At 69.0% G+C, this 26,096-nt stretch carries 28 protein-coding genes and 2 tRNA genes; 18 read left to right on the forward strand and 12 right to left on the reverse strand.

What is annotated here, in order from left to right:
* On the forward strand, positions 1-192 hold a 192-nt coding region (locus QN163_10075), incomplete at its 5' end, for a hypothetical protein (protein MDR5684352.1).
* A gap of 541 nt (positions 193-733) precedes the next feature.
* Here the strand turns inward: QN163_10075 and QN163_10080 are convergent.
* The 5 genes from QN163_10080 to QN163_10100 form a co-directional block, all read right to left on the reverse strand.
* A tRNA-Thr gene (locus tag QN163_10080) sits at positions 734-809 on the reverse strand.
* A gap of 107 nt (positions 810-916) precedes the next feature.
* Entirely contained in the window at positions 917-1,183 is a 267-nt protein-coding gene (locus QN163_10085; GenBank protein MDR5684353.1) for a hypothetical protein, read from the reverse strand.
* Positions 1,167-1,646 carry an OsmC family protein gene (locus tag QN163_10090; GenBank protein MDR5684354.1) on the reverse strand — a complete coding sequence of 160 codons (480 nt, stop codon included), beginning with the start codon at positions 1,644-1,646 and terminating at the stop codon, positions 1,167-1,169. Before QN163_10090 ends, QN163_10085 begins: the two co-directional genes overlap by 17 nt.
* Positions 1,647-1,654: 8 nt before the next feature.
* Positions 1,655-1,945: an MTH1187 family thiamine-binding protein gene (locus QN163_10095; GenBank protein ID MDR5684355.1), complete on the reverse strand. Its 291-nt coding sequence runs from the start codon at positions 1,943-1,945 to the stop codon at positions 1,655-1,657.
* 22 nt (positions 1,946-1,967) lie between these two features.
* Positions 1,968-3,137 (reverse strand): GGDEF domain-containing protein, encoded by a 1,170-nt coding sequence (locus tag QN163_10100; GenBank protein ID MDR5684356.1) that lies wholly within the window; start codon positions 3,135-3,137, stop codon positions 1,968-1,970.
* Positions 3,138-3,257: 120 nt separating this feature from the next.
* Here QN163_10100 and pyk point away from each other — a divergent pair, with 120 nt between their 5' ends.
* Positions 3,258-4,709 (forward strand): pyruvate kinase, encoded by a 1,452-nt coding sequence (gene pyk, locus QN163_10105; protein MDR5684357.1) that lies wholly within the window; start codon positions 3,258-3,260, stop codon positions 4,707-4,709.
* Positions 4,706-4,987, forward strand: a complete 282-nt coding sequence (locus tag QN163_10110; protein MDR5684358.1) for a hypothetical protein — start codon at positions 4,706-4,708, stop codon at positions 4,985-4,987. Before pyk ends, QN163_10110 begins: the two co-directional genes overlap by 4 nt.
* A 148-nt stretch (positions 4,988-5,135) precedes the next feature.
* Here QN163_10110 and QN163_10115 read toward each other — a convergent pair whose 3' ends face one another.
* Both QN163_10115 and QN163_10120 read right to left on the reverse strand, forming a co-directional pair.
* On the reverse strand, positions 5,136-6,236 hold the full coding sequence (locus QN163_10115; GenBank protein ID MDR5684359.1) for an aminopeptidase: 1,101 nt from the start codon (positions 6,234-6,236) through the stop codon (positions 5,136-5,138).
* A gap of 85 nt (positions 6,237-6,321) precedes the next feature.
* Positions 6,322-6,396: transfer RNA gene (locus QN163_10120), tRNA-Val, on the reverse strand.
* 42 nt (positions 6,397-6,438) lie between these two features.
* Here QN163_10120 and QN163_10125 point away from each other — a divergent pair.
* The 3 genes from QN163_10125 (at position 6,439) to QN163_10135 (ending at position 10,819) form a co-directional block, all read left to right on the forward strand.
* Positions 6,439-7,356 (forward strand): YihY/virulence factor BrkB family protein, encoded by a 918-nt coding sequence (locus QN163_10125; protein ID MDR5684360.1) that lies wholly within the window; start codon positions 6,439-6,441, stop codon positions 7,354-7,356.
* Positions 7,357-7,397: 41 nt separating this feature from the next.
* Positions 7,398-8,666, forward strand: coding sequence for a M23 family metallopeptidase (locus tag QN163_10130; protein MDR5684361.1), 1,269 nt, complete (start codon positions 7,398-7,400; stop codon positions 8,664-8,666).
* A gap of 107 nt (positions 8,667-8,773) precedes the next feature.
* The gene (locus QN163_10135; GenBank protein ID MDR5684362.1) at positions 8,774-10,819 is read left to right on the forward strand and encodes a heavy metal translocating P-type ATPase; all 2,046 of its coding nucleotides are present in this window, start codon (positions 8,774-8,776) and stop codon (positions 10,817-10,819) included.
* A gap of 27 nt (positions 10,820-10,846) precedes the next feature.
* Here the strand turns inward: QN163_10135 and QN163_10140 are convergent, their stop codons facing one another.
* The 4 genes from QN163_10140 to QN163_10155 all read right to left on the reverse strand — a co-directional run bounded on the left by QN163_10140 (position 10,847) and on the right by QN163_10155 (position 13,187).
* Complete coding sequence (locus QN163_10140) at positions 10,847-10,981, reverse strand: DUF3096 domain-containing protein (protein MDR5684363.1); 135 nt, start codon at positions 10,979-10,981, stop codon at positions 10,847-10,849.
* Positions 10,982-11,098: 117 nt separating this feature from the next.
* Positions 11,099-11,608, reverse strand: coding sequence for a DoxX family protein (locus QN163_10145; GenBank protein MDR5684364.1), 510 nt, complete (start codon positions 11,606-11,608; stop codon positions 11,099-11,101).
* Positions 11,609-11,695: 87 nt separating this feature from the next.
* Entirely contained in the window at positions 11,696-12,127 is a 432-nt protein-coding gene (locus QN163_10150) for an Hsp20/alpha crystallin family protein (protein MDR5684365.1), read from the reverse strand.
* Positions 12,128-12,335: 208 nt separating this feature from the next.
* The gene (locus QN163_10155) at positions 12,336-13,187 is read right to left on the reverse strand and encodes a hypothetical protein (GenBank protein ID MDR5684366.1); all 852 of its coding nucleotides are present in this window, start codon (positions 13,185-13,187) and stop codon (positions 12,336-12,338) included.
* Positions 13,188-13,363: 176 nt separating this feature from the next.
* On the opposite strand from QN163_10155, the gene QN163_10160 reads away from it, so the two are divergent.
* The 6 genes from QN163_10160 (at position 13,364) to clpB (ending at position 20,362) form a co-directional block, all read left to right on the forward strand.
* On the forward strand, positions 13,364-13,654 hold the full coding sequence (locus QN163_10160; protein MDR5684367.1) for a MerR family transcriptional regulator: 291 nt from the start codon (positions 13,364-13,366) through the stop codon (positions 13,652-13,654).
* On the forward strand, positions 13,651-14,103 hold the full coding sequence (locus QN163_10165; protein ID MDR5684368.1) for an Hsp20/alpha crystallin family protein: 453 nt from the start codon (positions 13,651-13,653) through the stop codon (positions 14,101-14,103). The genes QN163_10160 and QN163_10165 overlap by 4 nt, the downstream gene beginning before the upstream one ends.
* A gap of 19 nt (positions 14,104-14,122) precedes the next feature.
* Positions 14,123-16,018, forward strand: coding sequence for a molecular chaperone DnaK (gene dnaK / locus QN163_10170; GenBank protein MDR5684369.1), 1,896 nt, complete (start codon positions 14,123-14,125; stop codon positions 16,016-16,018).
* A gap of 16 nt (positions 16,019-16,034) precedes the next feature.
* Entirely contained in the window at positions 16,035-16,691 is a 657-nt protein-coding gene (locus QN163_10175; GenBank protein MDR5684370.1) for a nucleotide exchange factor GrpE, read from the forward strand.
* Between the two features lie 30 nt (positions 16,692-16,721).
* Positions 16,722-17,693 (forward strand): DnaJ C-terminal domain-containing protein, encoded by a 972-nt coding sequence (locus tag QN163_10180; protein MDR5684371.1) that lies wholly within the window; start codon positions 16,722-16,724, stop codon positions 17,691-17,693.
* A gap of 65 nt (positions 17,694-17,758) precedes the next feature.
* Positions 17,759-20,362 (forward strand): ATP-dependent chaperone ClpB, encoded by a 2,604-nt coding sequence (gene clpB, locus QN163_10185; GenBank protein ID MDR5684372.1) that lies wholly within the window; start codon positions 17,759-17,761, stop codon positions 20,360-20,362.
* Here the strand turns inward: clpB and QN163_10190 are convergent.
* Complete coding sequence (locus QN163_10190) at positions 20,325-21,422, reverse strand: MFS transporter (protein ID MDR5684373.1); 1,098 nt, start codon at positions 21,420-21,422, stop codon at positions 20,325-20,327. The two genes, clpB and QN163_10190, sit on opposite strands and share 38 nt — an antisense overlap.
* Positions 21,423-21,507: 85 nt before the next feature.
* Between QN163_10190 and QN163_10195 the strand changes: the two genes are divergently transcribed.
* The 6 genes from QN163_10195 (at position 21,508) to QN163_10220 (ending at position 25,994) form a co-directional block, all read left to right on the forward strand.
* On the forward strand, positions 21,508-22,074 hold the full coding sequence (locus QN163_10195; protein ID MDR5684374.1) for a thioredoxin family protein: 567 nt from the start codon (positions 21,508-21,510) through the stop codon (positions 22,072-22,074).
* 79 nt (positions 22,075-22,153) lie between these two features.
* On the forward strand, positions 22,154-23,629 hold the full coding sequence (locus QN163_10200) for a fused MFS/spermidine synthase (GenBank protein MDR5684375.1): 1,476 nt from the start codon (positions 22,154-22,156) through the stop codon (positions 23,627-23,629).
* A 27-nt stretch (positions 23,630-23,656) separates the two neighbouring features.
* Complete coding sequence (locus QN163_10205) at positions 23,657-24,091, forward strand: RDD family protein (protein MDR5684376.1); 435 nt, start codon at positions 23,657-23,659, stop codon at positions 24,089-24,091.
* Between the two features lie 6 nt (positions 24,092-24,097).
* Positions 24,098-24,454, forward strand: coding sequence for a DUF951 domain-containing protein (locus QN163_10210; protein MDR5684377.1), 357 nt, complete (start codon positions 24,098-24,100; stop codon positions 24,452-24,454).
* 4 nt (positions 24,455-24,458) lie between these two features.
* Complete coding sequence (gene ychF, locus QN163_10215) at positions 24,459-25,538, forward strand: redox-regulated ATPase YchF (protein MDR5684378.1); 1,080 nt, start codon at positions 24,459-24,461, stop codon at positions 25,536-25,538.
* Between the two features lie 159 nt (positions 25,539-25,697).
* Positions 25,698-25,994 (forward strand): hypothetical protein, encoded by a 297-nt coding sequence (locus QN163_10220; GenBank protein MDR5684379.1) that lies wholly within the window; start codon positions 25,698-25,700, stop codon positions 25,992-25,994.
* Positions 25,995-26,096: the final 102 nt, after the last annotated feature.

Here is a 26,096-nt window from a genome sequence, read left to right on the forward strand (position 1 = left end):
AGTCGGCGTCGGCGCGATACCGCCCCCACCGCCGCAGGCGGCAAGCAGCAGAGCGAAAGCAACAGCAAGGGCACAGTGCTGAATGCCCGTTCGCGTTACTACCGTCCGTTTGGCGCCGGCGAAGACGCCATGGTTGCGGTGAAAGTGCCACTTGAACCTAGCTCTCTGCATTGCCAATCAACTCCCATATAGTGCGGTTCGCCAGAGCGTCCCCTCGACTCCGATCCCCTTGATAGCACTTCGTGACCTCGAGCGCATAGGCGTCGCCCGTCGCCGTGACGGCGATGACATCGCAGTCGTGATCGCTCTCGTGTCCATGCGGCGGGTACTCTCGGAGGCTGCGAATGGGCACTCCCAGAAGTGTGAAGAGAACCCGAACGCACTCGGTCTCGTACCCCAACTCTCAAGCCCCAGCAGCGACACCCCTAGATCAGATATGGCCCGCTTGCCGCCTACCGTGCTATCCTGACCTCAGCGGTCCGCAACCGGCAACAGGGGCACCGCGGGATGGGAGTGCGCCCGCCTCCCGCCGGCACTCCGGCCACGCGCCCTAGTCACCTCTCTCCTAGCTGCCCACAGGTCGGCCTCAGCGAGGAGCTCATTGAGCTGCCGCGCCCAACGCTGTACCGGCGGCGGTCCTAACCCGCGCACTATAGGCGCACAACCGACCGGAACCGGCCTCGGGCGGCTTCTCCGGACTTGGCTGTGATGCTTGTTGTGACTGGATTTGAGCTGGAGCCGGCGAGGGGATTCGAACCCCTGACCTGCTGATTACGAATCAGCCGCTCTACCGACTGAGCTACGCCGGCCCGCCGCAGGGATTATAGCATCCCGCCGAAGGACGGACCGCGCACCCGCATCGAACCCTCGTCGGGTGCTACACAGACCGAACGGACCGGCGCAGAAGGGGCGACGGCTACTGTTGGGCCTTGCCGATGTGCTCGGCCTCGATGTCCTTGCTGAGCTTGCGGACGGCGATCATCAGCGCCGCCTTCGCCTGCTGCGGGTCGTCCAGCTTGCCGGCGTCCAGTTCTGCGGCGTGGCGGAAGTGGCCGTGGAGGAACGTGACCCGCAGCCGTCCTTCCCCGAGGTCTTCGACCTCACCCACCCCGAGGTCGTCGCGGCCTAGCGACGTCAGGATCTCCTCGATCTGCCTGCGTCGGGTCTCAATCCGCTGCGCCATCGTGAGCCTCCTTTCCGGCGCCGGCGAGCCCGCCCGCTGCGGCTTCGGCGATCTCCCATCCGTAGGTCAGCTCCGCGCTCGCGCGGACCATCGCCGACACCGAGCAGTACTTCGACTGGCTCAGATCGATGGCCTTCCGGACCTTCTCGGGGTCGAGCCCCTCTCCTTCCACCCGGTAGTGCACGTGGACCTTTCTATAGATGCGCGGATGATCGGTCGCGCGTTCCCCGCTGACGCGCACCTCGAGCCCGCGCACAGGCTCGCGCATCTTCTCGAGGATGCTCACGACGTCCATCGCGGTGCAGCCACCCACGGCGGCCAGCACGAGATCCATAGGGCTGGGGCCCACCGCTCCACCTTCGACCGGGCTGTCCTGGTAGAAGCGCACCCCGGTCTGCGGGATCACGCTCTCGAATCGCAGACCCTTGCCCGTCCAGCGCACCGTGGCTTCCTTGTCCCCCATCCTGCACCTCACCGCAAGTGCTTTTCGACGGAGGCGATCTTCGCGTGCATGCACGTGGGCTTGTCACGGCGGTCGTCGATCTTCAACAGCGTGGACACGCGCGCCACCCCCAAGGCGAAGACCGCATCGTGGACCCGCGGCACCAGCGCCAGCAACGCTTCCAGATCGCCTTCCACGGTCGTACCCATCGGGTTCACCCTGTAGGGCAGCCCGCTCCGGCGGATCACATCGACGGCAGCGGCCACGTATTCCCCCACGCTCGGCGACGGCGTGCCCAGCGGCGTGACGCTGATCTCCATCAAGGCCACGTCCGTGGATTCCTCACTTCGTGCCGGTGACGATCCGGTCCCCGCCGCGCTCGCGGGCACGTTCGGCGGCCGAGGACGCCACGTCCAGCAACTGCCGAGCGTCCACGTCGGCCGCGTCGTAGCCAGCGAGGCCGAAGGAGACGCGCAGCGGCGTCTGCAGTACGATCTCGCTGCGGACGCGGCTGCCCACGCGCTCGGCTTGATCGACGGTCGCGCCCACGAGCACCACCGCGAACCGGCTGTCGTCCAGGCGGGCGACGTAGTCCGAACGCCGCAGTTCGCGGCGCAGGATCCGCGCGACATCCCGCAGCGCGGCCGACACCGCCGCCGGACCGATCGACTTGTGCAGCGCGTCGAGGTTCTCGAGCACCACCACGCCCAGGGTGAACGGCTGGTTGTACCGATGGGCACGGACGAACTCCTCCTCCAAACGTTTCCACAGCCGGTCCCCGACGTCGAAGCCCGTGGCCGGGTCGACCCCGGCCGTAGACACGACCTCCTCGCGCACCGGCTGCAGGCGGGGCGCCAAAGCGGCGGGGATCAAAAACAGCAGCAAAGACGCCGGGTTCTCGCGGTACAGCCAGGCCACGGCCAAGCCCACGGGCAGGCTGACCACAATCGGGCCCAGGCTCGGCCGCGCGTGCGCCTGTAAGAACCGGATCATCGGGATCCCGCTGAGCGACGCGAAGTACCGCGCCCGGATCGCGTAGGACGCCGCGGCCCACGCGAGCCCGACGGCAGCGTAGGCGGCGAGATTGGGCAGCAGGTCGACGCGCCCGGGCGAGGCCACCACCCGGGCGTACACCGCCGCGGCCACGAGCGCCGGCAGTACCCGCCGCGCCCAACGGTATGCGACCGCCAGTCTGTCTGTGCCCCGGAGGAGGTCCGCAACCGGCGACAGTACAGCCCCCATCAGGACTGCGGTGAACGGCCCCAGGACCAACAACCCGGCCGCCATGCCGACCTCCGCCGGATCGGCCACCTCGTCGTCTGCCAGCAGCATCGCCAGCAGCGTGACGACCGACAAGGTCGCGACGTCCCTGGCCGACGGCACCTCCGGTTCGCGCCACAGGGACAACAGGACGATCGCCAGCACCCCCGCCGATGCGAGGACGCAGAGAAACAAGACGTACCGCTGCGTCGGCAGCCAGCCCTGGATGTCGCCCACCCGCGCCGGCCTCATGGAGGCCCCCTGTCGCCGGACGAGTCGGTCACCTGATCTGTCCCAATGGTATCCTGTGATGCGAGGCACGGGGAGGCACAATCGCACCCCGGCTACTGACCCGCCGAAGAGGCACCCAGGATGGCCTGGAGGTACACGCCCCCGCGGCACCGCCGCACGAAGATCGTCGCCACCATCGGGCCGGCCACGGATTCGCCCGAGCGCATCCGAGAGCTCGTCGCCGCCGGCGTAGACGTGGTGCGGTTCAACTTCTCCCATGGCCGTCGCGAGGACCATGAGCGCCGCATCGCCACGGTGCGCAGGGTCGCCGAAGAGCTGGACCGTCCGGTAGCGATCCTGCAGGACCTGCAGGGCCCCAAGATCCGGGTCGGCGAGCTGGCCCACCACCGACCCGTACACCTCGAGGAGGGCAGCGAAGTCGTCATCGGCGCACAGACGGAGGTCGGGACGGCGCAGCGGCTGTCGACGACCTACCCCGACATCGTCAAGGACGTGCAGGCCGGCGACCGGATCCTGCTCGCCGACGGCGCCATGGAACTGTCGGTGACCGCCGTCGGGGGCGAGGAGGTCCGCGCCCGGGTCGTGCGAGGGGGCGTGCTCGAAGAGCACAAGGGCATCAACCTGCCCGGCGTGGCGATCAGCGCCCCCGCGATGACCGCCAAGGACCGCGACGACCTCCGGTTCGGCCTGGAGGCAGGCGTGGACTGGGTCGCGCTGTCCTTCGTGCGGCGGCCCGAGGACATCGCCGCCGTGCGGGAGGAGATGGGACGCGCGGGCCGCTCGGTGCCGATCGTGGCCAAGCTCGAGAAGGCGGAGGCGATCGACCGCCTGGACGGGATCATGGCGGCCAGCGACGGCGTGATGGTGGCGCGCGGCGACCTGGGGGTCGAACTCGCGCCCGAGCGCGTGCCCATCCTCCAGAAGCACATCATCCGGCGGGCAAACGAGATGGGCATCCCCGTCATCACCGCGACCCAGATGCTGGAGTCGATGATCGACCGCCCGCGTCCGACCCGCGCCGAAGCCTCCGATGTCGCGAACGCGATCCTCGACGGCACCGACGCAGTCATGCTGTCGGGGGAGACCGCGGTGGGTCGCTACCCGACCGAGGCCGTGCGCATCATGGACCGGATCGCGGTCGAGGTGGAAGCCGCCAGTCCCCAGCTGTATCAGACCGGCCGCCACGGCGACCGGCGCCTGGGGGTGGCCGAGGCCGTCGGGAGCGCCGCCTGCCTGCTGGCACACGACCTGCGGGCCCGGGCGATCGCCGTCGTGACGCGCAGCGGGCGGACCGCGCAACTGATCTCGAAGCTGCGTCCAGCCGAACCGATCGTCGCGCTGACCGAAGACCACACCGTCGCCCGCACGCTCAGCCTATGGTGGGGCGTCCACGCGATCGTCGTCCCCTTCCGGGAGGACACCGACGCGATGGTGGTGCAAGCTGAAGAGGAGATGGTGCGGCGGGGCATCGCCGATCCCGGGGACGTCGTGATCATCACCGGCTCGGCGCCGCTCATCGCGCGCGGCCGAACGAACTTCGTCAAGGTCCATCGGATCCGAAGGGGAAAGTGAACGAAAGGCTCTGGGACGCCTACGAGCGGGTCTGCATGGTCGAGATGCGGCCGTTGCCCGAGTTGATCGCGCGGTTGAGGTCGGGCGAGTTCGGGCAGTTCGGTCGCGAGGAGGTCGTCGCGTTCCTGGCTCGGATCCGCGACAACGTGCTGGCCAACATCCATCTGAAGGCGGGAGAGCATCCCGCGTACGCCGAACGGGCGGAACAGACCGCCATCGAACAGGAGCGGATGTTCGAACGGCTGATCGCCTCGGTCGAGGCGGACTGGCCCGACTGACACGGCGACGAGCTCATGGCAAGAGAGTCCGAAGACGGACGCGATGGGCAGCGGGCTTGCGTACCCGCAGTCGGAGGGAGAGCTCATCGTCGTCCGCGCAGAGGACGCGGGTACGAGCTCGTCGCGTGACGGAAACGCTCCCAGGGTCTCAGAAGAGGAACCTGCCGTCGCGGGCGATGAGCTCACCGTCGGCGTAGACCTCGCCGCCCTGCCGCAGGTCGCAGATCATGTCCCAGTGGATGCCGGACTGGTTGCGGCCGCCGGTCTCCGGATACGACGAGCCCAGCGCCACGTGGACGGTGCCGCCGATCTTCTCGTCGAACAGGATGTTGCGCGTGAAGCGCTGGATGTTGTCGTTGAGGCCGAACGCGAACTCACCCAGGACCCTGGCACCCTCATCAGTCTCGAGCATCTCCCGCAGGAACTCTTCGCCCTTCGCCGCCTTGGCCTCCACGACGCGCCCGCCTTCGAAGGCCAGGCGGACGTCGCTGACCTCGCGGCCAGCGTAGAGCGCCGGGTAGGTGAAGCGCACGCGCCCGTGCGTCTTCGTCTCCTCCGGGCCGGTGAAAACCTCGCCGTCGGGGAAGTTGGACTCGCCTGCCGCGTTGATCCACCTCCGACCCGCCACCCCGACGGTCAGATCCGTGTCGGGGCCGACGATGCGGATCTCGCGCTTGCTGGCGAGGAAGCCCGCGATGTGTGCCTGCCGCTCGCGGATGCGCTCCCACTCCGCCACCGGATCGGGCCGGTCGAGGTAGCCCGCCCCGTACACGAAGTCCTCGTACTCGCGCAGCGACATCTCCGCCTCCTGGGCCTCGGCCTGGGTCGGATACTGCGTGCCGACCCAACGGAGCACCCCCTCCGCGGCGCGTTCCAAGAACCGCTGCATGAGGTCGCGCGTCGCCTCCGAACGGATGCGGCGGCGCGCGGGCGAGACGTTCGTCAGCGCGCGGGTGTTGTACTCCGCCCAGATGCCGATGGAAGCGTCGATGCGCTCCACCTCGGTGCGCTGAATCTCCGAGACGAACCGCAGCTGCTCTTCGCTGGCTTCCTTGTAGTACACCTCTTCCACCCCGTCCACGGTCACCCGCAGCAGCGGGTGACCGCCCGCGCGCAGTACGTGCCGGTAGCACGCGACGATCAGGGGCTCGGCCAGCGCGGGGCCGCTGATGCGCACCAGCTGTCCGGGCTTGACGACCAGTGAGTATCGGACGAGGACTTCGGCGAGCCGTTCGACACGCGGATCCATGACGCTCCCTTCTATCGAAGACAACGGACCGGGGACCGCAGCGGTCCACGTGCGCCGATACCCACGAACGGCGGCAACCGGGGCGTGGTGGGCGGTAGAGGGTTCGAACCTCTGGCCTCTTGCGTGTGAAGCAAGCGCTCTTCCGCTGAGCTAACCGCCCTGTGGCGCCTATTATAGGAAGTGTGTCTGAGGAGCGTCAAACGTGAACCGTGACGAGGTGGCGGCAGCCCCCGCTGCCGCCGCACAGGGCACCGTCGCTCAGGCCTACGCCTTCGGGCGCGACGTCGCGGCCCGCTTCCTGGAAGACGACTGCCTTCCGATGGCCGCCACGATCGCCTACTACGCGCTGCTGTCGATCTTCCCTCTCTTGCTCGGGGCCAGCGCGCTGGCGACGTTCTTCCTCGAGCGACAGGACGTGCAGGCCGCCATCTCCGAGGCGCTGCGGGCCTACCTCCCGCCGGAGGCGGTCGCCGCCGTCCTGCGCAACGTCGACGAGGCGGTCCGCGCGCGCGGCACGGTCGGTGTTGCGGCGATCGCGGTCTTTTTGTGGTCGTCCAGCGCGGTCGCCGGCGCGGCGCGCCACAGCCTCAACCGCGTGTGGGGCGTCGGGCAGGAGCGTCCGTTCTGGCGACGCAAGATGCTGGAGATCGCCACCACGCTGTTGTTCGGAGGCATCCTCGCGGCGTCCCTGTCGGTCTCACTGACCCTTTCGATCGTGGATCGCTTCATACCGGCCAGCCTGTCCGACGCCATCCACGCCATCCCTGGCGCGGGCGCGGGGCGGGTGGTCATCCCGCTCGTACTCCCCATGCTCGTCTTCCTGCTAGCATACCGTCTGCTCCCGAACCGTCCCATCCGGTGGCGGTGGCTGTGGCCCGGAGCGCTCGTTGCGACGCTGCTGTTCGAGGGAGCGCGGCGGGTCGTGTTCTGGGGCGTCGAGACCTTCACGCGCTACCAGCTCGTGTACGGATCGCTGGCCGGCGTGATCGTGTTCTTGCTGTGGATCTACGTGGTCGCCGCGATCTTCCTGCTGGGCGCCGAAGTCAGCCGGCGAGCCGCATCCCCTCCCCCCTGGCCCCTTCATCCCGGCGTGACCCACGCCCACGATCCTGCAGGCTAGAGGAAAACTCTCGCTGCGAACGTCGCCCGACGGGAGGGTGCATGGTTCTCGCCTGGGCCACCATCCTGGTCGCGGTGTTGCTGCTCGCGGGTACCGCCCCACCTGCCCCCGTCGCCGACGGCACGATCCACGCGCGGATCGAACAGGTGCGCCAGCGCGCGAACGCCATCCGGATCGACGGCAACGGGACGGACTGGACGGGCATACCGACGTTCTCCGATCCGGCCGGGGACGCTTCCGACCCGTCCCGGGACATCGTGGGGTTCGCCGTCGCGCCCCGCGAGCGGGACCTGCTGCTGATGGTGGCGACCGCTTCCCGGCCTTCAGGAGAGGACCTGGCTTTCTGGTTCAGCATCGACTTCACCGGTCTCCAGACCGTAGACGTGCAGATCGGGGCCCGGCAACGGGGGCCGTCGCCGGTCTGGATCCACCCGGAGGACGACGAGCCACTCACCGCGCAGATCGAAGGAATCGAAGTCGCCACTGGCGAGGTGGTCGAGGTTCGCATCCCGTACGACGCGCTCGGCCGTGTCCTGCCCGCCCAGATGCGCGACCAGCTTCGGGGGGTGGGCGCGCGTTCGTGGGTGCGCGTGCTCCCGGCAACGTGGAGCGGCGCGCAGCGCAGGTACTTGGATCACGGACCCGCCGTCGCCAGCTACCGCCTCGTCGCCGGCAGGCTGTCTTTCGATCCGCCGACGCCCGTGCCCGACACCGCGCCGATGACCGTCCCGTTGCCGGTGCGCGGGCAGTGGTACCTCTTCCAGGGCGCGCACGGAATGTTCTCCCACCACGACGTCTGGGCCTACGACCTCGTGGTGGTGGATCCCACGCTGCACCCTTCGAGGGTTCGCGACAGCCGCCGGAACTCCGACTACTACGCGTGGGGCCGGTCCGTGCATGCGCCGGTGTCCGGCCGCGTGGTGCGGGTCGCCAACCACTTTGCGGACGGACCCGCAGGGCAGGAGAGCCCGCCGGAAGAAGAGGGCAACCACGTGCTCCTGGACATGGGGAGGGGGTACGGCCTGTACCTGACACACCTGCAGCAGGGAAGCGTCACGGTCGCGGCGGGAACCGAGGTGCGGGCGGGTGAGCGCCTCGGCCGTGTGGGGAACTCCGGACTCAGCGTCTACCCGCACCTGCACGTCGCTCTGGTGAGGTTGCCCGACGGGCGCCCGACGGTCCCGCTGGCGTTCGCGTCCGTGCGCGTCGGGCTCAATTCCGGCACCGACGACCCGTGGGCGCGCGACCTGGCTTCGTGGGAGCCGCGTGAGGGTTTCTTCGTACAGTCCCTGAGAAACGGACCTCGGTGATCTCGCCACGCGCGGGAGGCCCGCCGATCGAAGCCGGCGTAGGAATCCGTCCACCTGGGTCCTCGTTTCCTCGGTAGGGCCCGCAGACGAGGAAGACCACACCGGCCATGGAAGAGCACCACGTGCACCATAGGCCCGACCACGGTCAGACACCTCCGGCCGCCGCAGGCCAGCCCGATCACGCCGCGCACGACAAACACGCCGGCCACAGCCCGCAGATGTTCCGCGATCGGTTCTGGCTGAGCGTCCTGCTCGGGGTCCCGATCCTCTACTTCGACGCCCACATCCAGGAGTGGTTCGGGTACCGTGCGGCCCAGGTCCCCGGCGCGGAGTGGGCACAGCCGGTTCTGGGCACCGTGTTGTACCTGTACGGCGGGGGTGTCTTCGTACAGGGGGGCCTGCGCGAACTGCGCGCGCGCCAACCCGGCATGATGACCCTTGTCGGCCTGGCGATCAGCGTCGCGTTCGCCTACAGTCTGGGGGTGTCCGCCGGGTTGCTGCGGGGGATACCACTGTACTGGGAGCTGGCGACGCTCGTCGTCGTCATGCTGCTGGGACATTGGATCGAGATGGCGTCCGTCCAGGGCGCCGGACGCGCGCTGGAGTACCTCGCCGCCCTGCTCCCCGCGCACGCGCACCGCATAGTCGACGGCGACACGGAGGACGTCCCGGTGGGCGCGTTGCGAGTGGGCGACCGCGTGCTTGTGCGCCCCGGCGAGCAGGTCCCCGCCGACGGGATCGTAGTGGAGGGGGCGTCCAGCGTCAACGAGGCGTTTCTGACCGGGGAGTCGCGTCCGGTGACCAAGGAACCGGGCGCGGAGGTGATCTCGGGTGCGATCAACGGCGAGGGGACGCTCACCGTCGAGGTGCGGCGCACTGGCGAGGCGACGACGCTGAGCCAGATCCAGCGCCTGGTGGAGCAGGCGCAGCGCTCGCGCAGCCGTTACCAGGTATTGGCCGACCGTGCGGCCTACTGGCTGACCCTGATCGCGCTGGGCGGAGGAGCGCTCACGCTGGCCGCGTGGCTGTTGGTGGGGTCCGCGCCGGAGTTCGCGCTCACGCGGATGGTCGCGGTCATGGTGATCGCCTGCCCGCACGCACTGGGGTTGGCGATCCCGCTCGTGGTCATGAACGCCACAGCGCTGTCGGCGCGCAACGGCATTCTCGTACGCAACCGCGAGGCGTTCGAGAGGGCCCGCGACATCCGGACCGTCGCCTTCGATAAGACGGGCACGCTGACCGAGGGGAGGTTCCGCGTCCGCCGGATCTACACCGACGGCGTCGGAGAAGACGATGCCCTCGCGATCGCGGCGGCGCTCGAATCGCTGTCCGAGCACGGGCTGGCCCGCGCCGTCCTCAACGAGGCGCGCGGTCGCGGCGTGCCTGTGGGGCGCGGCGCGGACTTCCGGGCCATACCGGGCAAGGGGATCGAGGGACGGGTCGACGGCAGACCGTATCGGGTCGGCAGACCCGAGTGGGCCGACGAGATGGGGCTGGGACTCGGCGCGCTGCGCGGCGGACTGGACGAGGCCTCCGGGCGCGGCGAGAGCGTGATCGCGCTGATGGACGAGCGGCGCGTGCTGGCGCTGTTCGCGCTGGCCGACCGCGTGCGAGACGGCGCCCGGCGGGCCGTGCGCGAACTGAAGGACATGGGGCGCCAGGTCGTGATGGTCACGGGGGACGCCGAAGCGGTGGCCCGGACCGTCGCCGCGGAGTTGGGCATCGACACCTATCACGCACGGGTACTGCCGGAGGACAAGTCGAGGATCGTCGCACAGATGCGACAGCGGGGCCCGGTGGCGTTCGTCGGCGACGGCATCAACGACGCGCCCGCGCTGGCCGCCTCCGACTTGGGCATCGCAATCGGCGCCGGCGCGAACGTGGCCATCGAGTCCGCCGACCTGGTCCTGGTGGAGGACGACCCGCTCGACGTGGTCCGCGCGCTGCGGCTCGCAGAGGGCACCTACGCCAAGATGGTGCAGAACCTTTTGTGGGCCACCGGCTACAACGCGGTCGCGCTCCCGCTGGCGGCCGGCGTCGCCTACCGCTGGGGCGTGCTGCTTTCCCCGGCCGTGGGGGCGCTGCTGATGAGCCTGTCCACGGTCATCGTCGCGGCCAACGCGATGCTGCTGCGTCGCCTGCACCTGACCTGAGCGGCCGTCCCCCTGCAGGGGCCGCTTCTACCGGACCAATCCCGTCAGCCCGACGACGATCAGGTAGACGGCGACGATGTAGTTCAGCAGCCGCGGCGCGATCAGGATCAGGATGCCGGCGACGAGAGCGACGATCGGCTGAATGCTGGCGTCGATGCGCATCGGGCGACCTCCCGGGCGGTGCATCGGGTGGACCTACCAGAAAGGACGCAACGAGCGCCACTGGAGTTCGCAAACAGACGCCGCCCGGGGATCCCCGGGCGGCGTCGGCAGGGGAGGTCAGTTCTGGGCCTCGCTGGGCTGCAGCGCACCGCCGCGGAATCCCAGGTAGGCGGCCATCCCCACGATCAGGACGAAGCCCCAACCCAGCACCGGCACCACCGGGAGGGTCAGTCCGAGCACCGGGTCCAGCGCATAGGCACCCGGCCCGGCCAGTGCCACGGCGGTCGCGGCGGCGACGTTGACGAGCGGATACTCGTAGCCGTTGCGCTGGACCCACAGACCGTTGCGGGCGTGGACGGGTACGATCGCGGCCGCCATCACCGCGGCGATCAGCACGGAGCCGATGGGGTTGGCCAACCCCACCAACAGGAGCAGACCGCCGAGGAACTCAGCGGATCCCGCCAGTATGGCCCACAGCCGGCCCGGACGCATACCCATCGACTCCAGCCACTGCCCGGTGCCGGCGACACCGTGCCCGCCGAACCAGCCGAACAGCTTCTGCGCCCCGTGCCCGATGAACAGCAGACCGACAACGCCACGAAGGATCAACAAGCCGAGGTCCAGCACACCGCTCACCTCCTTAGTGCATTCGAATCCCAGGGAGAAGTACTTCCCGTCAGACCCCGGAGCCGGGGCCGGACGGGAGACGACGCATTACGCGGCGACCTGCACAGGAACCTTCCGCGGCAGCAGCTTCTGCTCGACCGGAATGCGGATCTCCAGGATTCCGTCCCGCCACTGCGCCTTCACCTGACCTGCGTCCAGACCCGAGGGCAGTATCACGGTGCGCTCGAAGCGCCCGTAGGGGATCCCGAGCATCACGACGTCATCCCGCGGCACCTCGAGCGCCTTCCGCTCGCCCCGGATCACCAGCGTGTTGCCGTGGGTCAGGACCTCCACGGCCTGTGGGTCCACGCCGGCCAGATCCGCCCGGACGACGAAGTGCCCGTCGGCGAAGTACGCATCCGTGGCGGGCAGAAACGTCGTGCCCGCAACCCCATCAGATCCGAAGATCCGGTCGACTAGGCTCGCGAGCTCCTGCTGGATCGCCGCCAGCTCCGCGAACGGATGACGACGCACCAGCATGGGCCACCACCTCCGTCGCACGATTTTTGGATCCCTCCGCTATGGAAAGCGCGGACACGCCCCGAGGGCGGCGCCTTCCGGGGCGCGGCACCACGTAAAAATCGAACAAAGACGTCGGGTCCCGGCGGAGGGACCCTTACGATCATCGCCCCTGGGAAGGGCGCCCTCCGGCCGCATCCATTTCTATAGAAACGATCCGGGGCGAAGGTTATTCCTGCTGCCGTCCGGGCCGCGGCCTGGCCGGCTGCGGGGGCGTATAGGGTACGGGGATGTATTCCACCGACGGGCGCCGGTGCCCCGCCTGCGGGTAGAGGGCCATCAGGCGGTGGATCTCCACCGGCATCTCCGTGGAGACCCGCAGCCCCAGCCGCTGGGCTTCGTCCACCGTGATCGGGTAGTCGTGCGTCCACCGGCCGCTGCTGAGTGCTTCGGCGACCGCGTCCGCTTGGTCTGCGGGCATCTTGTCGGCCACCAGCGCGCGCACGGTGGACCGGACCTGCTCCAGGGCCTTGGCCGCGATGTCGGCGAAGATGATCGTCTGGTCGTCCACCTCGTTGATGTTCTTGCGCTCGAGGACCTTGAGGATGGACGCGGCCGGATACTGACCGAGCTGCGGATCGACCGGTCCCAGCACGGCGTGCGGGTCCATCACGATCTCGTCGGCGCTGAGTGCAATCAGCGTGCCGCCGGACATGGCGTAGTGGGGCACGAACACCGTGACCCGCCCCGGGTGCTCGCGCAGAGCTCGGGCGATCTGCTCGGCCGCCAGCACGAGCCCGCCGGGCGTGTGCAGCACAAGGTCGATCGGCATCTGCGGCGGCGTCAGCCGAACGGCCCGCAACACCGCCTCGGAATCGTCGATGTCGATGTAGCGCACCAGAGGGAAGCCCAGTAGGCTCATCGTTTCCTGGCGGTGGATCATCGCGATCAGACGCGATCCGCGCTTGCGCTCGATCTGGTGCAGCAGCCGCAGGCGTGCGCTCTCCAGCCACCGGCGCTGCAGGAGCGGCTGCAGCGCCGACAGGATCACGAACAGCCACAAAGCGTCCAGGACCGACATCGCTCCTCCCGATCCGGGTAGGATGAGTATAGCAGAGGGCTGGGTTGCTTCGAACATCCTTTATGTCAGGAATATTGACAGTATCGATGACAAGGTATAGCGTGGGAACGGGTGAGTGGGAGCCAGGCACTGGAGCGCGTGGGGCCGTGGCGGATCGGACGCGGAGAACGGATTCGATGCCCGTCTACGTGATCAGCGTGGCGGCCGAGCTCGTGGGGCTGCACCCGCGCACGCTGCGCATCTACGAAGAAAAGGGGCTGATCCGACCCGCGCGGCGCAACCAGATCCGCCTGTTCAGCGATCGCGACCTGCAGCGGGTGCAGCTGATCCGCTACCTGACCCGCGAGGTCGGGTTGAACCTGGCGGGGGTGAAGCTGTTCTTGGAGATCCAAGAGCGTCACGAGGAGGTCGCGTACTGGATCCTGGGCAAGCGAGACGGCACAAAAGAGGGGAGGAGCCGACGATGAGCATTCTGCGCTGGGACCCGTTCGAGGAACTGAACGCGATGCAGCGGGCGATGGATCGCCTGATGCAGGAGTTCGGCCGCCCGGCTCCGCAGCGCGCGGCCGGCACGACCCAGCCGGTCGTCTGGCAGCCGGCGGTGGAGATGTACGAGACGGACAGCGAGGTCGTGGTGCGCGCCGAGCTGCCGGGCATCGATCCCAAGGACGTCGACGTCACGGTCGCCGAGGGCTCGCTGGTGATCAAGGCGGAGGCGAAGGCCGAGCAGGAGGAGCGTGGCCGCGCCTACCTGCGCCGGGAGTTCCGTTACGGCGCCTTCCTGCGGAGCCTGCCCCTGCCCGCCGAGGTGAAGGGCGACGAGGCCAGGGCGACCTACAAGGGCGGCATTCTGGAAGTCCGCGTGCCCAAGAGCGAGCGAGTCCGGCCGCGCCAGGTGAAGGTGCACGTCGAGTGAGGGACGGAGGGACCTACTCATGGCCAAGGTTGTCGGCATCGACCTGGGAACGACAAACTCGGTGATCGCGGCGATGGTCGGCGGCGAGCCGGTCGTGATCCCCAACCGCGAGGGAAGCCGGCTCACACCGTCGGTGGTCGCGTTCACCAAGACCGGGGAGCGCCTGGTAGGACAGATGGCGAAGCGCCAGGCGATCCTCAACTCCGAGAACACCGTCTACTCGATCAAGCGGTTCATGGGGCGCCGCTTCCACGAGGTCGAAACCGAGCGGAAGATGGTGCCCTACAAGGTGGCCGAGGGGCAGCACGGGATGGCCGTCGTCGACATCCCCGCCGCGGGGCGGACGTTCACGCCCGAGGAGATCTCGGCGATGATCCTCCAGAAACTCAAGGACGACGCGGAGGCCTACCTCGGCGAGAAGGTCGAGGCCGCCGTGATCACCGTACCGGCCTACTTCAACGACGCGCAGCGCACCGCCACAAAGAACGCGGGCGAGATCGCGGGGTTGAAGGTCCTGCGGATCATCAACGAGCCCACCGCCGCGTGCCTGGCCTACGGGCTGGACAAGAAGGGGTCGGAGACGGTGCTGGTGTGGGACCTGGGCGGCGGGACCTTCGACGTCTCGATCCTGGAGATCGGCGAGGGCGTCTTCCAGGTGAAGGCCACCAACGGCGACACGCACCTGGGAGGGGATGACTGGGACGAGCGGATCGTTAACTGGCTGGCCGACGAGTTCCGCAAGCAGCACGGCATCGACCTGCGCGCCGACCGCCAGGCTTTGCAGCGGCTGCGCGAGGCCGCCGAGCGGGCGAAGATCGAACTCACGACGGTCGTGCAGACCACGATCAACCTGCCGTTCATCACCGCGGACGCCACCGGCCCCAAGCACCTGGACATGGCGCTGACGCGCGCAAAGTTCGAGGAGCTGACCGCAGACCTGGTGGAGCGCTGCATCGGCCCGTTCCGCAACGCACTCAGCGATGCCAAGCTCAGCGAGCGCGACATCCACGAGGTGATCCTGGTCGGGGGCGCGACGCGCATGCCGATGATCCAGGAGCTGGTGCGCCGCCTGACGGGCAAGGAGCCCAACAAGGAGGTGCACCCCGACGAAGTCGTGGCCGTCGGCGCCGCCATCCAGGCTGGCGTGCTGGCCGGGGACGTGCGCGATGTCGTGCTGCTGGACGTTACCCCGCTGTCGCTGGGCATCGAGACACTGGGCGGCGTGATGACCGTGCTCATCCCGCGCAACACGACGATCCCTACCCGCAAGAGCGAGACCTTCACGACCGCCGAGGACGGGCAGACGCAGGTGGAGGTGCACGTGCTGCAGGGTGAGCGGCCGCTGGCGCGCGACAACCGGACGCTGGGCCGATTCCTCCTGGACGGCATTCCGCCGGCTCCGCGCGGCGTGCCCAAGATCGACGTCACGTTCGACATCGACGCCAACGGCATCCTGTCGGTGTCGGCGCGCGACATCGCCACCGGGCGGGAACAGTCGATCAAGATCACCGGCACGTCGACGCTCAGCAAGGAAGAGGTCGAACGCATGATCCGGGAGGCCGAAGCGCACGCCGAGGAGGACCGGCGCAAGCGTGAGGAGGCCGAGATCGTCAACCGTGGCGACGCCGTCGCCTACCAAACCGAGCGCCTGCTGCGCGATCAGGGCCAGGCGATCTCCGAGGACGAGCGCCGGCCCCTGGAGGCCAAGGTCAAGGACCTGCGCGAGGCGGTGCAGGCGCGCGACGTCAACCGCGTCCGCGCCCTAACCGAAGAGGTCCAGCAGATGACCTACAAGCTCAGCGAGCGGCTGTACCGCGGGGCGGCGGCCGGCGCGCCCGCCGGCGGAGCGGAGGCACCCAAGGAATCGAAGCCAGGCGACGACGTGATCGACGCCGAGTACAAGCCCAGTGACTGATGCCGGGAGGCTTGGGATGTCCGAACGCGACAGGTACGTCCTGCCAGACGAGCAGGCGGTGGAGCAGACAGAACCGGCGGCCCCAGCAGAGGTCGGCGACGCCGAACAGGCGGCACCCGTCGAGGAGCCCGTCGAGATCCCGGTGAACGTCGCCGGTCCTGCCGAGCCTGCAGCCGCCGCGGCGGAATCCGAAGAGGTCGCTTCCCTGCGGCAGGAAGTCGAGCGCTACCGGCAGGAGGCCGAGCGCAACTGGCAGCAGTTCCTACACGCGGCGGCCGACCTGGAGAACTACAAGAAGACCGCAGCGAAGGTGCAGCGCGATGCCGTGGACCGCACCCGGCGCCAGATGCTGCACGTGATCCTCACCGCCGTGGACAACCTGGAGCGTGCGATCCGCTACGCCGAGGCCAACGCGGACAACGCGGCTGTGGCCGCGATCCTCGATGGGCTGCGCATCACGCACCGTTCTTTGCTCGACAGCCTCGGCAACCTGGGCGTGCAGCCCCTTGAGGCGGCGGGACAGAAGTTCGACCCCGCCCTCCACGAGGCGGTAGCGGTGGCCTCCGCGGAGGAGACGGGGGCTGAGCCCGGCACCGTTCTGGACGTCGTGCAGCAGGGATATTTGCTCGGGCAGGAGGTTCTGCGGCCGGCGAGGGTGCGCGTGGCGCAGTAGGGCGTCGCCGATCGTCTGCGGCTCGCATTCATGGACTTCAAGGACTACTACAAGATCCTCGGTGTCGATCGGAAGGCCGACGCGAAGGCGATCGGCGCGGCGTTCCGGCGGCTGGCACGCCAGTACCACCCCGACGTCAACAAGGATCCCAAGGCCGCAGATCGCTTCAAGGAGATCAACGAGGCGTTCCAAGTCCTCAGCGATCCCGAAAAGCGCAGCCGCTACGACCAGATGCTCGACATGCGCGAGCGCGGCGTGCCGTGGGAGCAGGTCTTCGCACGCCCCGGTGCGGGCACCCGGGGCCAGCCCCAGGAGTGGACCGTCATCTTCGGAGAACCGGGTGGAGACCTGGGAGGTCTGGGGGGGTTGGGCGGATTCTCGGAGTTCTTCCGCCGCTTCTTCGCAGACCTCGGTGCGGCCGATCCGTTCGCAACGGCCCAGCGGACGTCGCCGTTCGGTCGCACCCAGACCATCCCCCGGCAGGACCTGACGACGACCGCCGAGATCACGCTCGAAGAGGCGTTCTCGGGCACCGAGCGGGAAGTGGAGATCGCCTCCGACGGTCGGCGACGCCGGCTGCGCGTGGCGATCCCACCCGGTGTCCGTTCGGGACAGAAGGTGCGGGTGCGCGGGGGTGCCGACGGCGCCGACGTGTACGTGCAGGTGCAGGTCCGGCCGCATTCCGTGTTCACGCGGGAAGGCGACGACGTGGTGTGCGAGATCCCGATCTCCCTGGCCGAGGCGCTGCTGGGCGCCGAGATCGAGGTTCCCACGCTCACCGGCAAGGCGAAGATGCGCATCCCGCCCGACACGCAAAACGGCCAGGTGTTCCGGCTGCGGGGCCAGGGCATGCCCAGGCTGGGGGGCCAGGGCCGCGGTGACCAGCTGGTCCGCGTGCACGTGGTGCTGCCGCGCGGCCTGTCGGCGGCGGACAAGGAGAAGATCGCGCAGATCATGCGGGCAAAGACCGAAAACCCCCGCGCCGGCATGGGCTTGAAGTAGCCGAGTCGGGTGATGGCCACAGCCGGTCGGTTCTTGTATAAACCACGGACGTATGAGGTGTCTGGATGCGTTTTGATCGACTGACCGAAAAGTCCCAGGAGGCGCTGGTCCGCGCCCAGGAGATCGCCAAGGAATCCGGCCATGGGCAGGTCGAGACCGAGCACCTGCTGGCGGCACTGCTCGAGCAGCCCGACGGCATCGTCCCCCAGGTGCTGGAGAAGGCGGGGGCCGTGACCTCACGGATCCGCGAGCAGGTGCGACAGGCGCTTGCGGTCCTGCCCAAGGTGCAGGGGGCCGTCGAGCTGTACGTCGGTCCGGGGCTGCGCCGCGTCTGGGACGCCGCCGAAGGCGAAGCGCAGCGCCTTCAGGACGAGTACACCAGCACCGAGCACTTCCTGCTGGCGATGGCCGATGCGCGCGAGACCGGTGCCGGCCGCATCCTCCAGCACAGCGGGCTCACCAAGGACGTCCTCTATCGGGCGCTCGTGGAGATCCGGGGTCGCCAGCGCGTCACCGACCCGCGGCCAGAGGGCAAGTACCAGGTCCTCGAGCGGTACGGGCGCGACCTCACGGAGATGGCCCGCGCCGGCAAGCTCGATCCTGTAATCGGGCGGGACGAGGAGATTCGCCGCGTCGTCCACGTCCTCAGCCGCCGCACCAAGAACAATCCGGTGCTGATCGGCGATCCTGGCGTCGGCAAGACGGCGATCGTCGAAGGGCTGGCCCAGCGGATCGTGCGGGGCGACGTCCCGGAGGGACTGAAGAACCGGCGGATCTACCAGCTCGACATGGGGGCTCTGCTCGCCGGCACGAAGTACCGCGGCGAGTTCGAGGAGCGTCTGAAGGCCGTCCTCAAGGAGATCGTCGACAGCGCCGGCGAGATCATCCTGTTCATCGACGAGATCCATACCGTGGTGGGTGCCGGCGCCGCGGAAGGCGCGGTCGATGCCGCCAACATGCTCAAGCCGATGCTCGCGCGCGGCGAACTGCACACCATCGGCGCGACGACCCTGGACGAGTACCGCAAGCACATCGAGCGCGATCCGGCCCTGGAACGCCGGTTCCAGCCGATCTACATCGACGAGCCGTCCGTCGAGGACACGATCAGCATCCTGCGCGGCCTGAAGGAGAAGTACGAGATCCACCACGGCGTGCGCATCACCGACGCCGCGGTGATCGCGGCCGCGACGCTGTCGCAGCGATACATCAGCGACCGCTTCCTGCCCGACAAGGCGATCGACCTCATCGACGAGGCGGCGGCCCGGCTGCGCCTGGAGATCGACAGCAAGCCGGCCGAACTCGACGAGATCGACCGGCGCATCATGCAGCTGGAGATCGAGCGCGAGGCGCTGCGGCGGGAGACCGACCCCGCCTCCGCCGAGCGGCTGCAGAAACTCGAAGCCGAACTGGCGCGGCTGCGCGCCGACAGCGAGGCGCTGCGGCGGCAGTGGGAGCGCGAGAAGGAGATCGTCCAGCGCATCCGTACGATCAAGGAGCAGATCGACCGGACGAAGGTCGAACTCGAGCAGGCCGAGCGGCAGGCCGATCTGGAACGCGCCGCGCGGCTGCGCTACGGGACGCTGCCGGAGCTGGGCAAACAGTTGGAAGCCGCCGAGCAGGAGATCCGCGCCCTCGGCAGCCAGCGGCTGCTGAAGGAGGAAGTCGACGCCGACGACATCGCCGAGGTCGTCAGCAAGTGGACCGGGATCCCAGTGAGCAAGCTGCTCGAAGGCGAGATGCAAAAGCTGCTGAGGTTGGAAGAGCGGCTGCACGAGCGCGTCGTGGGACAGGACGAGGCGGTCCAGGCCGTATCGGACGCGATCCGCCGCGCCCGCGCCGGCCTGAAGGATCCCAAGCGCCCGATCGGCGTCTTCCTGTTCTTGGGACCAACCGGAGTGGGCAAGACGGAACTCGCCCGCGCGCTGGCCGAGGTCCTGTTCGACGACGAGGAGGCGATGGTCCGCATCGACATGTCCGAATACCAGGAAAAGCACACCGTCTCGCGTCTGGTCGGAGCGCCGCCCGGCTACGTCGGCTACGAGGAGGGCGGGCAGCTCACCGAGGCGGTGCGCCGCCGGCCGTATCGGGTCGTGCTATTCGACGAGCTCGAAAAGGCCCACCCCGATGTGCTGAACATCCTGCTGCAGGTCATGGACGACGGCCGTCTGACCGACGCCCAGGGTCGCACCGTGGACTTCAAGAACACGGTGCTGATCATGACCAGCAACGCGGGGTCGCACTACCTGCGCGATTTGGATCCCGACGACGCCCCGGCCTTCGAACTGGCGAGGGTCCAGGTGCAGGACGAACTGCGGAGGCTGTTCCGACCGGAGTTCTTGAACCGCATCGACGAGATCATCGTCTTCCGTCCGCTGTCGCGCCAGCAACTGGAACGCATCGTCGATCTGCAGATCGCCCTGCTGCGCAGACGACTGGCCGACCTCAAGATTGCGATCGAGGTCAGCCCGCAGGCGCGGGAGTACCTGGCCCGCGAGGGGTACAACCCCGACTTCGGTGCCCGGCCGCTGCGCCGGCTGATCCAGCGGTCTGTAGAGAACCCCCTCAGCCGCATGGTCCTAGCGGGCGAACTCCGCGAGGGGGATCGCGCGGTCGTCGACATCCGCGGCGGAGTCATTGCGATCGAGCGGCGGGAGCCCGTTCCGGCATGACGCGGCTGGCCGCGCGGCGGGACAGCGCCAGGACGCCGACCACCACCGCCGCGGCGAGCACGGTGGCGGCGGAGAAGCCCGCCGCAACGAACGGCGGATAGACCAGTCCGGCGAGCGCGCCACCCAGGTAGTAGGCGGCGACGTACGTGCCGGCGACACCGCTGCCGCAGCGGCCGGCCAACCCACCGGCGATCCCCTGCGCGGCGAACAGGCCGAGCAGCATCAGGGCGAACCCCGCGAACAGCAGCGGGCCGGGGGCCAGTCCGAGCACCCAGAGGCTGGCCAGCGCGACGCACAGCGCGATCCGCAGCGCCGCCGACTCGCCCGCACGTTCGGCCAGCATCCCGCCCAGGCCGCCGCCCACGACGCCAGCGGCGTAGGCGACGTAGAAGACACCGATGGCCGTCTGCGAGAAGCCGGCGGCCTCCAGGCGGTAGGGCAGCAGGTTGGAAATGAACAGGTTGACGAACAGGATCGCGGCGCCCACGGCATACAGCGGCCACTCCCGCAGCGAGTAGACGGCCGGGGGCGCGACCGTCCGTGTGCGGCTGCCCAGGACGAGCGCCGCCAGCGGCAGCGCCGGCAGCGATAGGGTGACCAGAGCCGCCCGGACACCCAGGCCGTCGGCCAGCACGCCGCCGAGCACGCGCCCGAGGGCACCGCCGACAGCGTTGCCGGCGACGAGGACGCCGGCGAGCGAGCGTGCACGGTCCGGGTAGACCGTCGGCAACAGCGCGAACGCCAGCGCCGGAACGGCGGCCAGAGCCGCGCCCTGCAGGAACCGAAAGGCCACAAACCACGCCATCGTTGGGGCGAACGCGGCCGCTGTGCCGGCGAGTGCGACGCCGCACAGTCCGCCGGCGATCGTCCAGCCGGCGGGCAGCCCGATCCGCGGATAGACGGGCGAGAAGACAACGAGCGCGGCGAGCGGGAGCCCCATGCCCCAGCCCGCGCTGCCGGGCGGTGCGCCGTACAGGCGTTCCAGCGCCGGCAGCATCGGTTGGGGTGCATAGAGCGCAGCGAACAGCGCCACACCGGACAGCAATAGCGCCGGGCCCACACCGCAAGCGTAGCAACCCGGCGCGCTCCGACGGTACGGTACTCGGTAGGATCTCGGTAGGGACGACACATCGCCGGCAGGAGGGATGCGCGTGGACTGGGAGCAGCATTTTGCGCAGGGTCTGACGTATCACGACTTCCTCGCCCGCCACGGGACGGACGTGCACCGCGCCCGCTGGCAGGCCGTCTACGACGCGGTCTCGCTGACCGACGAACAGAGGACTTTGCTGGGCGGGTTCACGCGGCGGATGCCGATCCTGGTCGTGGCCGGCACGTGGTGCGGGGACTGCGTCAATCAGTGCCCGGTGCTGCAGAGGATCGCAGAGGCCACCGAGCAGATCGAACTCCGGTTTCTGGACCGCGATACCCACCCGCGCGTGCGCGACGCCGTGGCGATCAACCGTGGACACCGGATCCCGATGGTGGTCTTTTTGAGCGAGGACTTCGCCGAGGTGGCCCGCTACGGCGAGCGGACGCTGTCGATATACCGCCAGATGGCCGCCGAGAGGCTGGGGCCCGCGTGCCCGGTCGGCGTGCGCCCGCCGGGGCCGGATCTGCTGCGCAACGTGACCGCGGAGTGGCTGGCGGAGGTCGAGCGCGTGCAGCTGCTGCTCCGGCTGTCGCCCCGCCTGCGCCTGCTGCACGGGGACTGAACCCGCAACCCGTGGGCCGTAGCGTACAATCGACTGGAGCCCATCTGCGAGCGGGAGGTGCGTCATCCTCGAACTGATCGTGTTCACCAGCGGCGCGGTGTTGCTGGCCCTCGAGATCATAGCCAGCCGGGTCCTCGCCCCCACGTTCGGAAACTCCGTGTACATCTGGGGCAGCCTGATCGGGGTGTTCCTGGCCGCACTCAGCGCCGGCTACTACCTAGGGGGCCGGATTGCTGACCGCTACCCGCGGCCGGGCATGTTCTGCGCCTTCGTGTTTCTGGCCGGGCTGCTGACGGTTCCGATCCCCGTCTTCGCACCGGCCGTGCTGGACGCGATCGTACGCGTCGACCTGGGCCCGCGCGCCGGGCCGCTGGTCGCCGCGGTCGTCCTCTTCTTCCCGGCCAGCGTCGTGATGGGCACGATCTCGCCATACGCGGTCCGGCTGAGCGCGCGTTCGGTCGCGACGGTCGGGGGCACCGCGGGCCGGTTGTACGCGCTGTCGACACTGGGCAGCATCATCGGCTGCCTGGCGGCGGCGTTCTGGCTGATCTCGATCCTCGGCGTGCGTGAGATCATCCTCACGCTCGGACTGGTCGAAATGGGCATGGCGGTGCTGGGACTGGTCGGGCTGCGCCGCCTGGCGACGGCGGCGGCCGCCGCCGTCGCCATCGTCGTGCTCGGCGCCTGGGTCCCCCGCGTCATGGCCGGCGACAGCCCGGAGATCATCTACGCACGCGACACCGTCTACCACCGCATCACGGTCAGCGACGAGGGCGGAATCCGCTACATGAAGCTCGACAACTACTGGCAGAGCGCCACCGACCTCACTGACCCCGAACGGACCGTCTTCCGGTACGCGGACTACATGCACGCCGGCATGTTGTTTGTGCCGGACCCACGCCACGTCCTCTTGATCGGCATGGGCGGAGGGACGATTCCCAAGCGCTACCTCAACGACTATCCGGACGTGCGCATGGACGTCGTGGACATCGATCCCGAGGTGATCGCCGCCGCCGAACGCTACTTCGACGTGCCCGTGGGCGGACGCCTGCGCGCATTCGGACAGGACGGCCGCATCTTCGTCAAGCGGGCCACCGAGCGCTACGACCAGATCCTGATGGACGCCTACCTGAAGGATACCCTCCCCTTCCACCTGGCCACGCGGGAGTTCTTTCAGGAGGTCCGGGCACGCTTAAACCCCGGCGGGGTGTTCGTCGCCAACATCATCGGCGCGCTGGACGGGCCGGACAGCCGGCTGTTTCGTGCGATCTACAGGACGATGCGTGAGGTCTTCCCGGCCGTCTACGTCTTCCCGGTCGACATGGGGCCAGTGGGCGTGCCGGAGCTGGTGCGCAACATCATCGTCGTCGGCGCCGACGAGCGCCTCTCCCCGGCGGAGGTGCGCGCGCGCCACGCGGCCATCCGTCACCGCATCCGCCTGGCGGACTTCGATGCGGTCGTCGAAGACCTGTACACGCAGCCGATCCGGACCGAAGACGTCCCGACGCTGACCGACAACTACGCACCGGTGGACGCGTTGATCAACAGCCGTTAGCCGGCTCGCCCGACACGGGAGGAGGTCATGGAAGCGTCCTCGCAGATCCCCGGTGTTCCGGTCGGCGCGGAGTACGCGGGATTCTGGAGGCGGCTGGCGGCCCTTTTGATCGACGGGGTGGTCGTGGGGCTTGCCGGCGGTGTGGTGCTGCGCTCGCTCGGGCTGCAGACCGACGATCCGCTGGGGGCAGGCAACCTGGCCGCGATCGTGATCGGATGGCTGTACTTCGCGCTGCTGGAGAGTTCGCCGGCGCAGGCCACCGTCGGCAAGATGGTCCTGGGGATCGTCGTGACGGACCTCGCTCACAACCGGATCTCGTTCGCGCGCGCCACCGGGCGGCACTTCGGCAAGATCCTGTCGGCGGTGATCCTGTTCATCGGATTCCTCATGGCAGCCTTCACCGAACGCAAGCAGGCGCTGCACGACATCGTGGCCGGCTGTCTGGTGATGCGCAGGGCCTAGCGGTCGATGACCTCGCAGATCGTCAAACTCTACGTCGGCGACGTCGTCCGCACGCGCAAGCCGCACCCGTGCGGGGGCGACGTGTGGGTGGTCGAGCGGCTGGGCGCCGACGTCGGCATCCGCTGCCGGACGTGCGGGCGCTTTGCGCTGATGGAGCGGGTGAAGTTCGAGCGGCGCATCCGACAGTTCCTGCAGCGGGGTCCGGACCGTCCGGAACCGCAGATGCCCGATCCCGGCGATCGCGCCCCGACCAGCGAATCCCCTAAGCCACAGCCCCGCGCGCGAAGTGGCACACTCGAGCCCAGCCCGGCAGACCGCCGTCCGCGGCGCCGGATCGTCAAGAGGGCGAAGGGGACGCGCTGATCCCGTGGCGCTTTCGGTCGGCATCGTCGGATTGCCCAACGCCGGGAAGTCGACGTTGTTCCGGGTGCTCACACAAGCGGCGGCGGCGGTCGCACCCTATCCGTTCACGACGGTCGACCCGAACATCGGCGTCGTGCCGGTGCCGGACGAGCGGCTGGCCGTGATCGCGCGCCTTGTCGGGGCCGAGCGGATCGTCCCGGCGACGGTGCGCGTCGTCGACATCGCCGGACTCGTCCGCGACGCGCACACAGGCCAGGGATTGGGAAACCGTTTCCTCGCCCACATCCGCGACGTCGCCGCGATCCTGCACGTGGTGCGGGCCTTCGAAGACCCCGAGGTCACGCACGTCGAAGGCGGCGTCGATCCGCTGCGGGACATCGACATCGTCGAGACGGAGCTGCTGGCAGCCGACCTCGAGACGATCCAGCAACGGGCGGAGCGCATCGCCGCGCGGGCGCGGATCAAGGACGCGGACGCAACCGCGGAGTGGGAGGCGCTGCGGGTGGCGGCGGACCACGTGGGCAGGGGCGAGCCGGCGCGCACCCTTCCCGGCGACCTGCGCGCCAGACTGCGCGACCTCCGGTTGTTGACCGAAAAGCCCGTTGCGTTCGTCGTCAATACCCAAGAGGGCGCCGACGGCGGCCACGTGGAGGCGGTGGCGGCGCATGCCCGGCGGACAGGCAGCGCGGTGATCCCCGCCAGCCTCCGCGTGGAAGCCGAACTGCTCGAACTTCCGGAGGAGGAGGCACGCGCGTACCGACTAGCGGCCGGACTCGGCGAGGACGTGGTGCAGCGGGTGGCGCGGGCCGCCTACGAGCTGTTGGACCTGGTGACGTTCTTCTCGACCGAGAGCCGCGAGGTCCGCGCCTGGCCGCTGCCGCGCGGCACGAGGGCGCAGCGCGCGGCCGGTGAGATCCACAGCGACATGGAGCGGGGCTTCGTGCGCGCCGAGGTCGTCGCCTTCGACGACTTGCGCTACGCGGGTTCCCTCGCGGCCGCCCGGGAGCAAGGCAAGGTGCGGCTGGAGGGCCGCGACTACCCCATCCGAGACGGCGACATCGTAACCTTCCGATTCACCCGCTGATCGGCCCCACGGTTCGGGAACTGCGGCGGGTCGCGCTGCGTAGGGAGCGTGGCACGGGAGTTGCACACGAAAAACACCGTGGAACACGTTCCTCATGGTGAGACGTTTTATTCGAGGGAGGCCCCCACAGGCTACCGTGTAATCCCCGGAGGGAGTTGGATGGCACTACCCGATCGCATCCCCGACCCGTTCGCGCCCTCGATCGCCGATGTGGAGCGGCGGATCGCAGAACTCAACGAGCAGCGCCGCCGCATCTGGCGTGCCAGCATGCCGGACACCGGCGCCGGCGAGACGGGCCGTCGGACGTTGGCGGAGATCGAAGCGGAACTGGAGTTCCTCTACCAGACCAAGCGACAGCTGCTGGCGCGCAAGGATGCCCCCGCCGGCGCGCCCTCGTCGCGCCGCAGGTCCAAGACCGCTCCAGCGCCGCCCGCCGGGCTGTTCGCTGACGAATGACCCCGCCGCTGGGCGGTTTGGCGGCCCCGGCGCCATCTGCTACAATCAGTGCGCTGTTCGTGGCCTGAAACCGAATCGGACGCTCCTTCCCGCCTCCCTTCG

This window comes from Armatimonadota bacterium (assembly GCA_031432545.1).
GTDB lineage: Bacteria > Sysuimicrobiota > Sysuimicrobiia > Sysuimicrobiales > Sysuimicrobiaceae > Caldifonticola > Caldifonticola tengchongensis.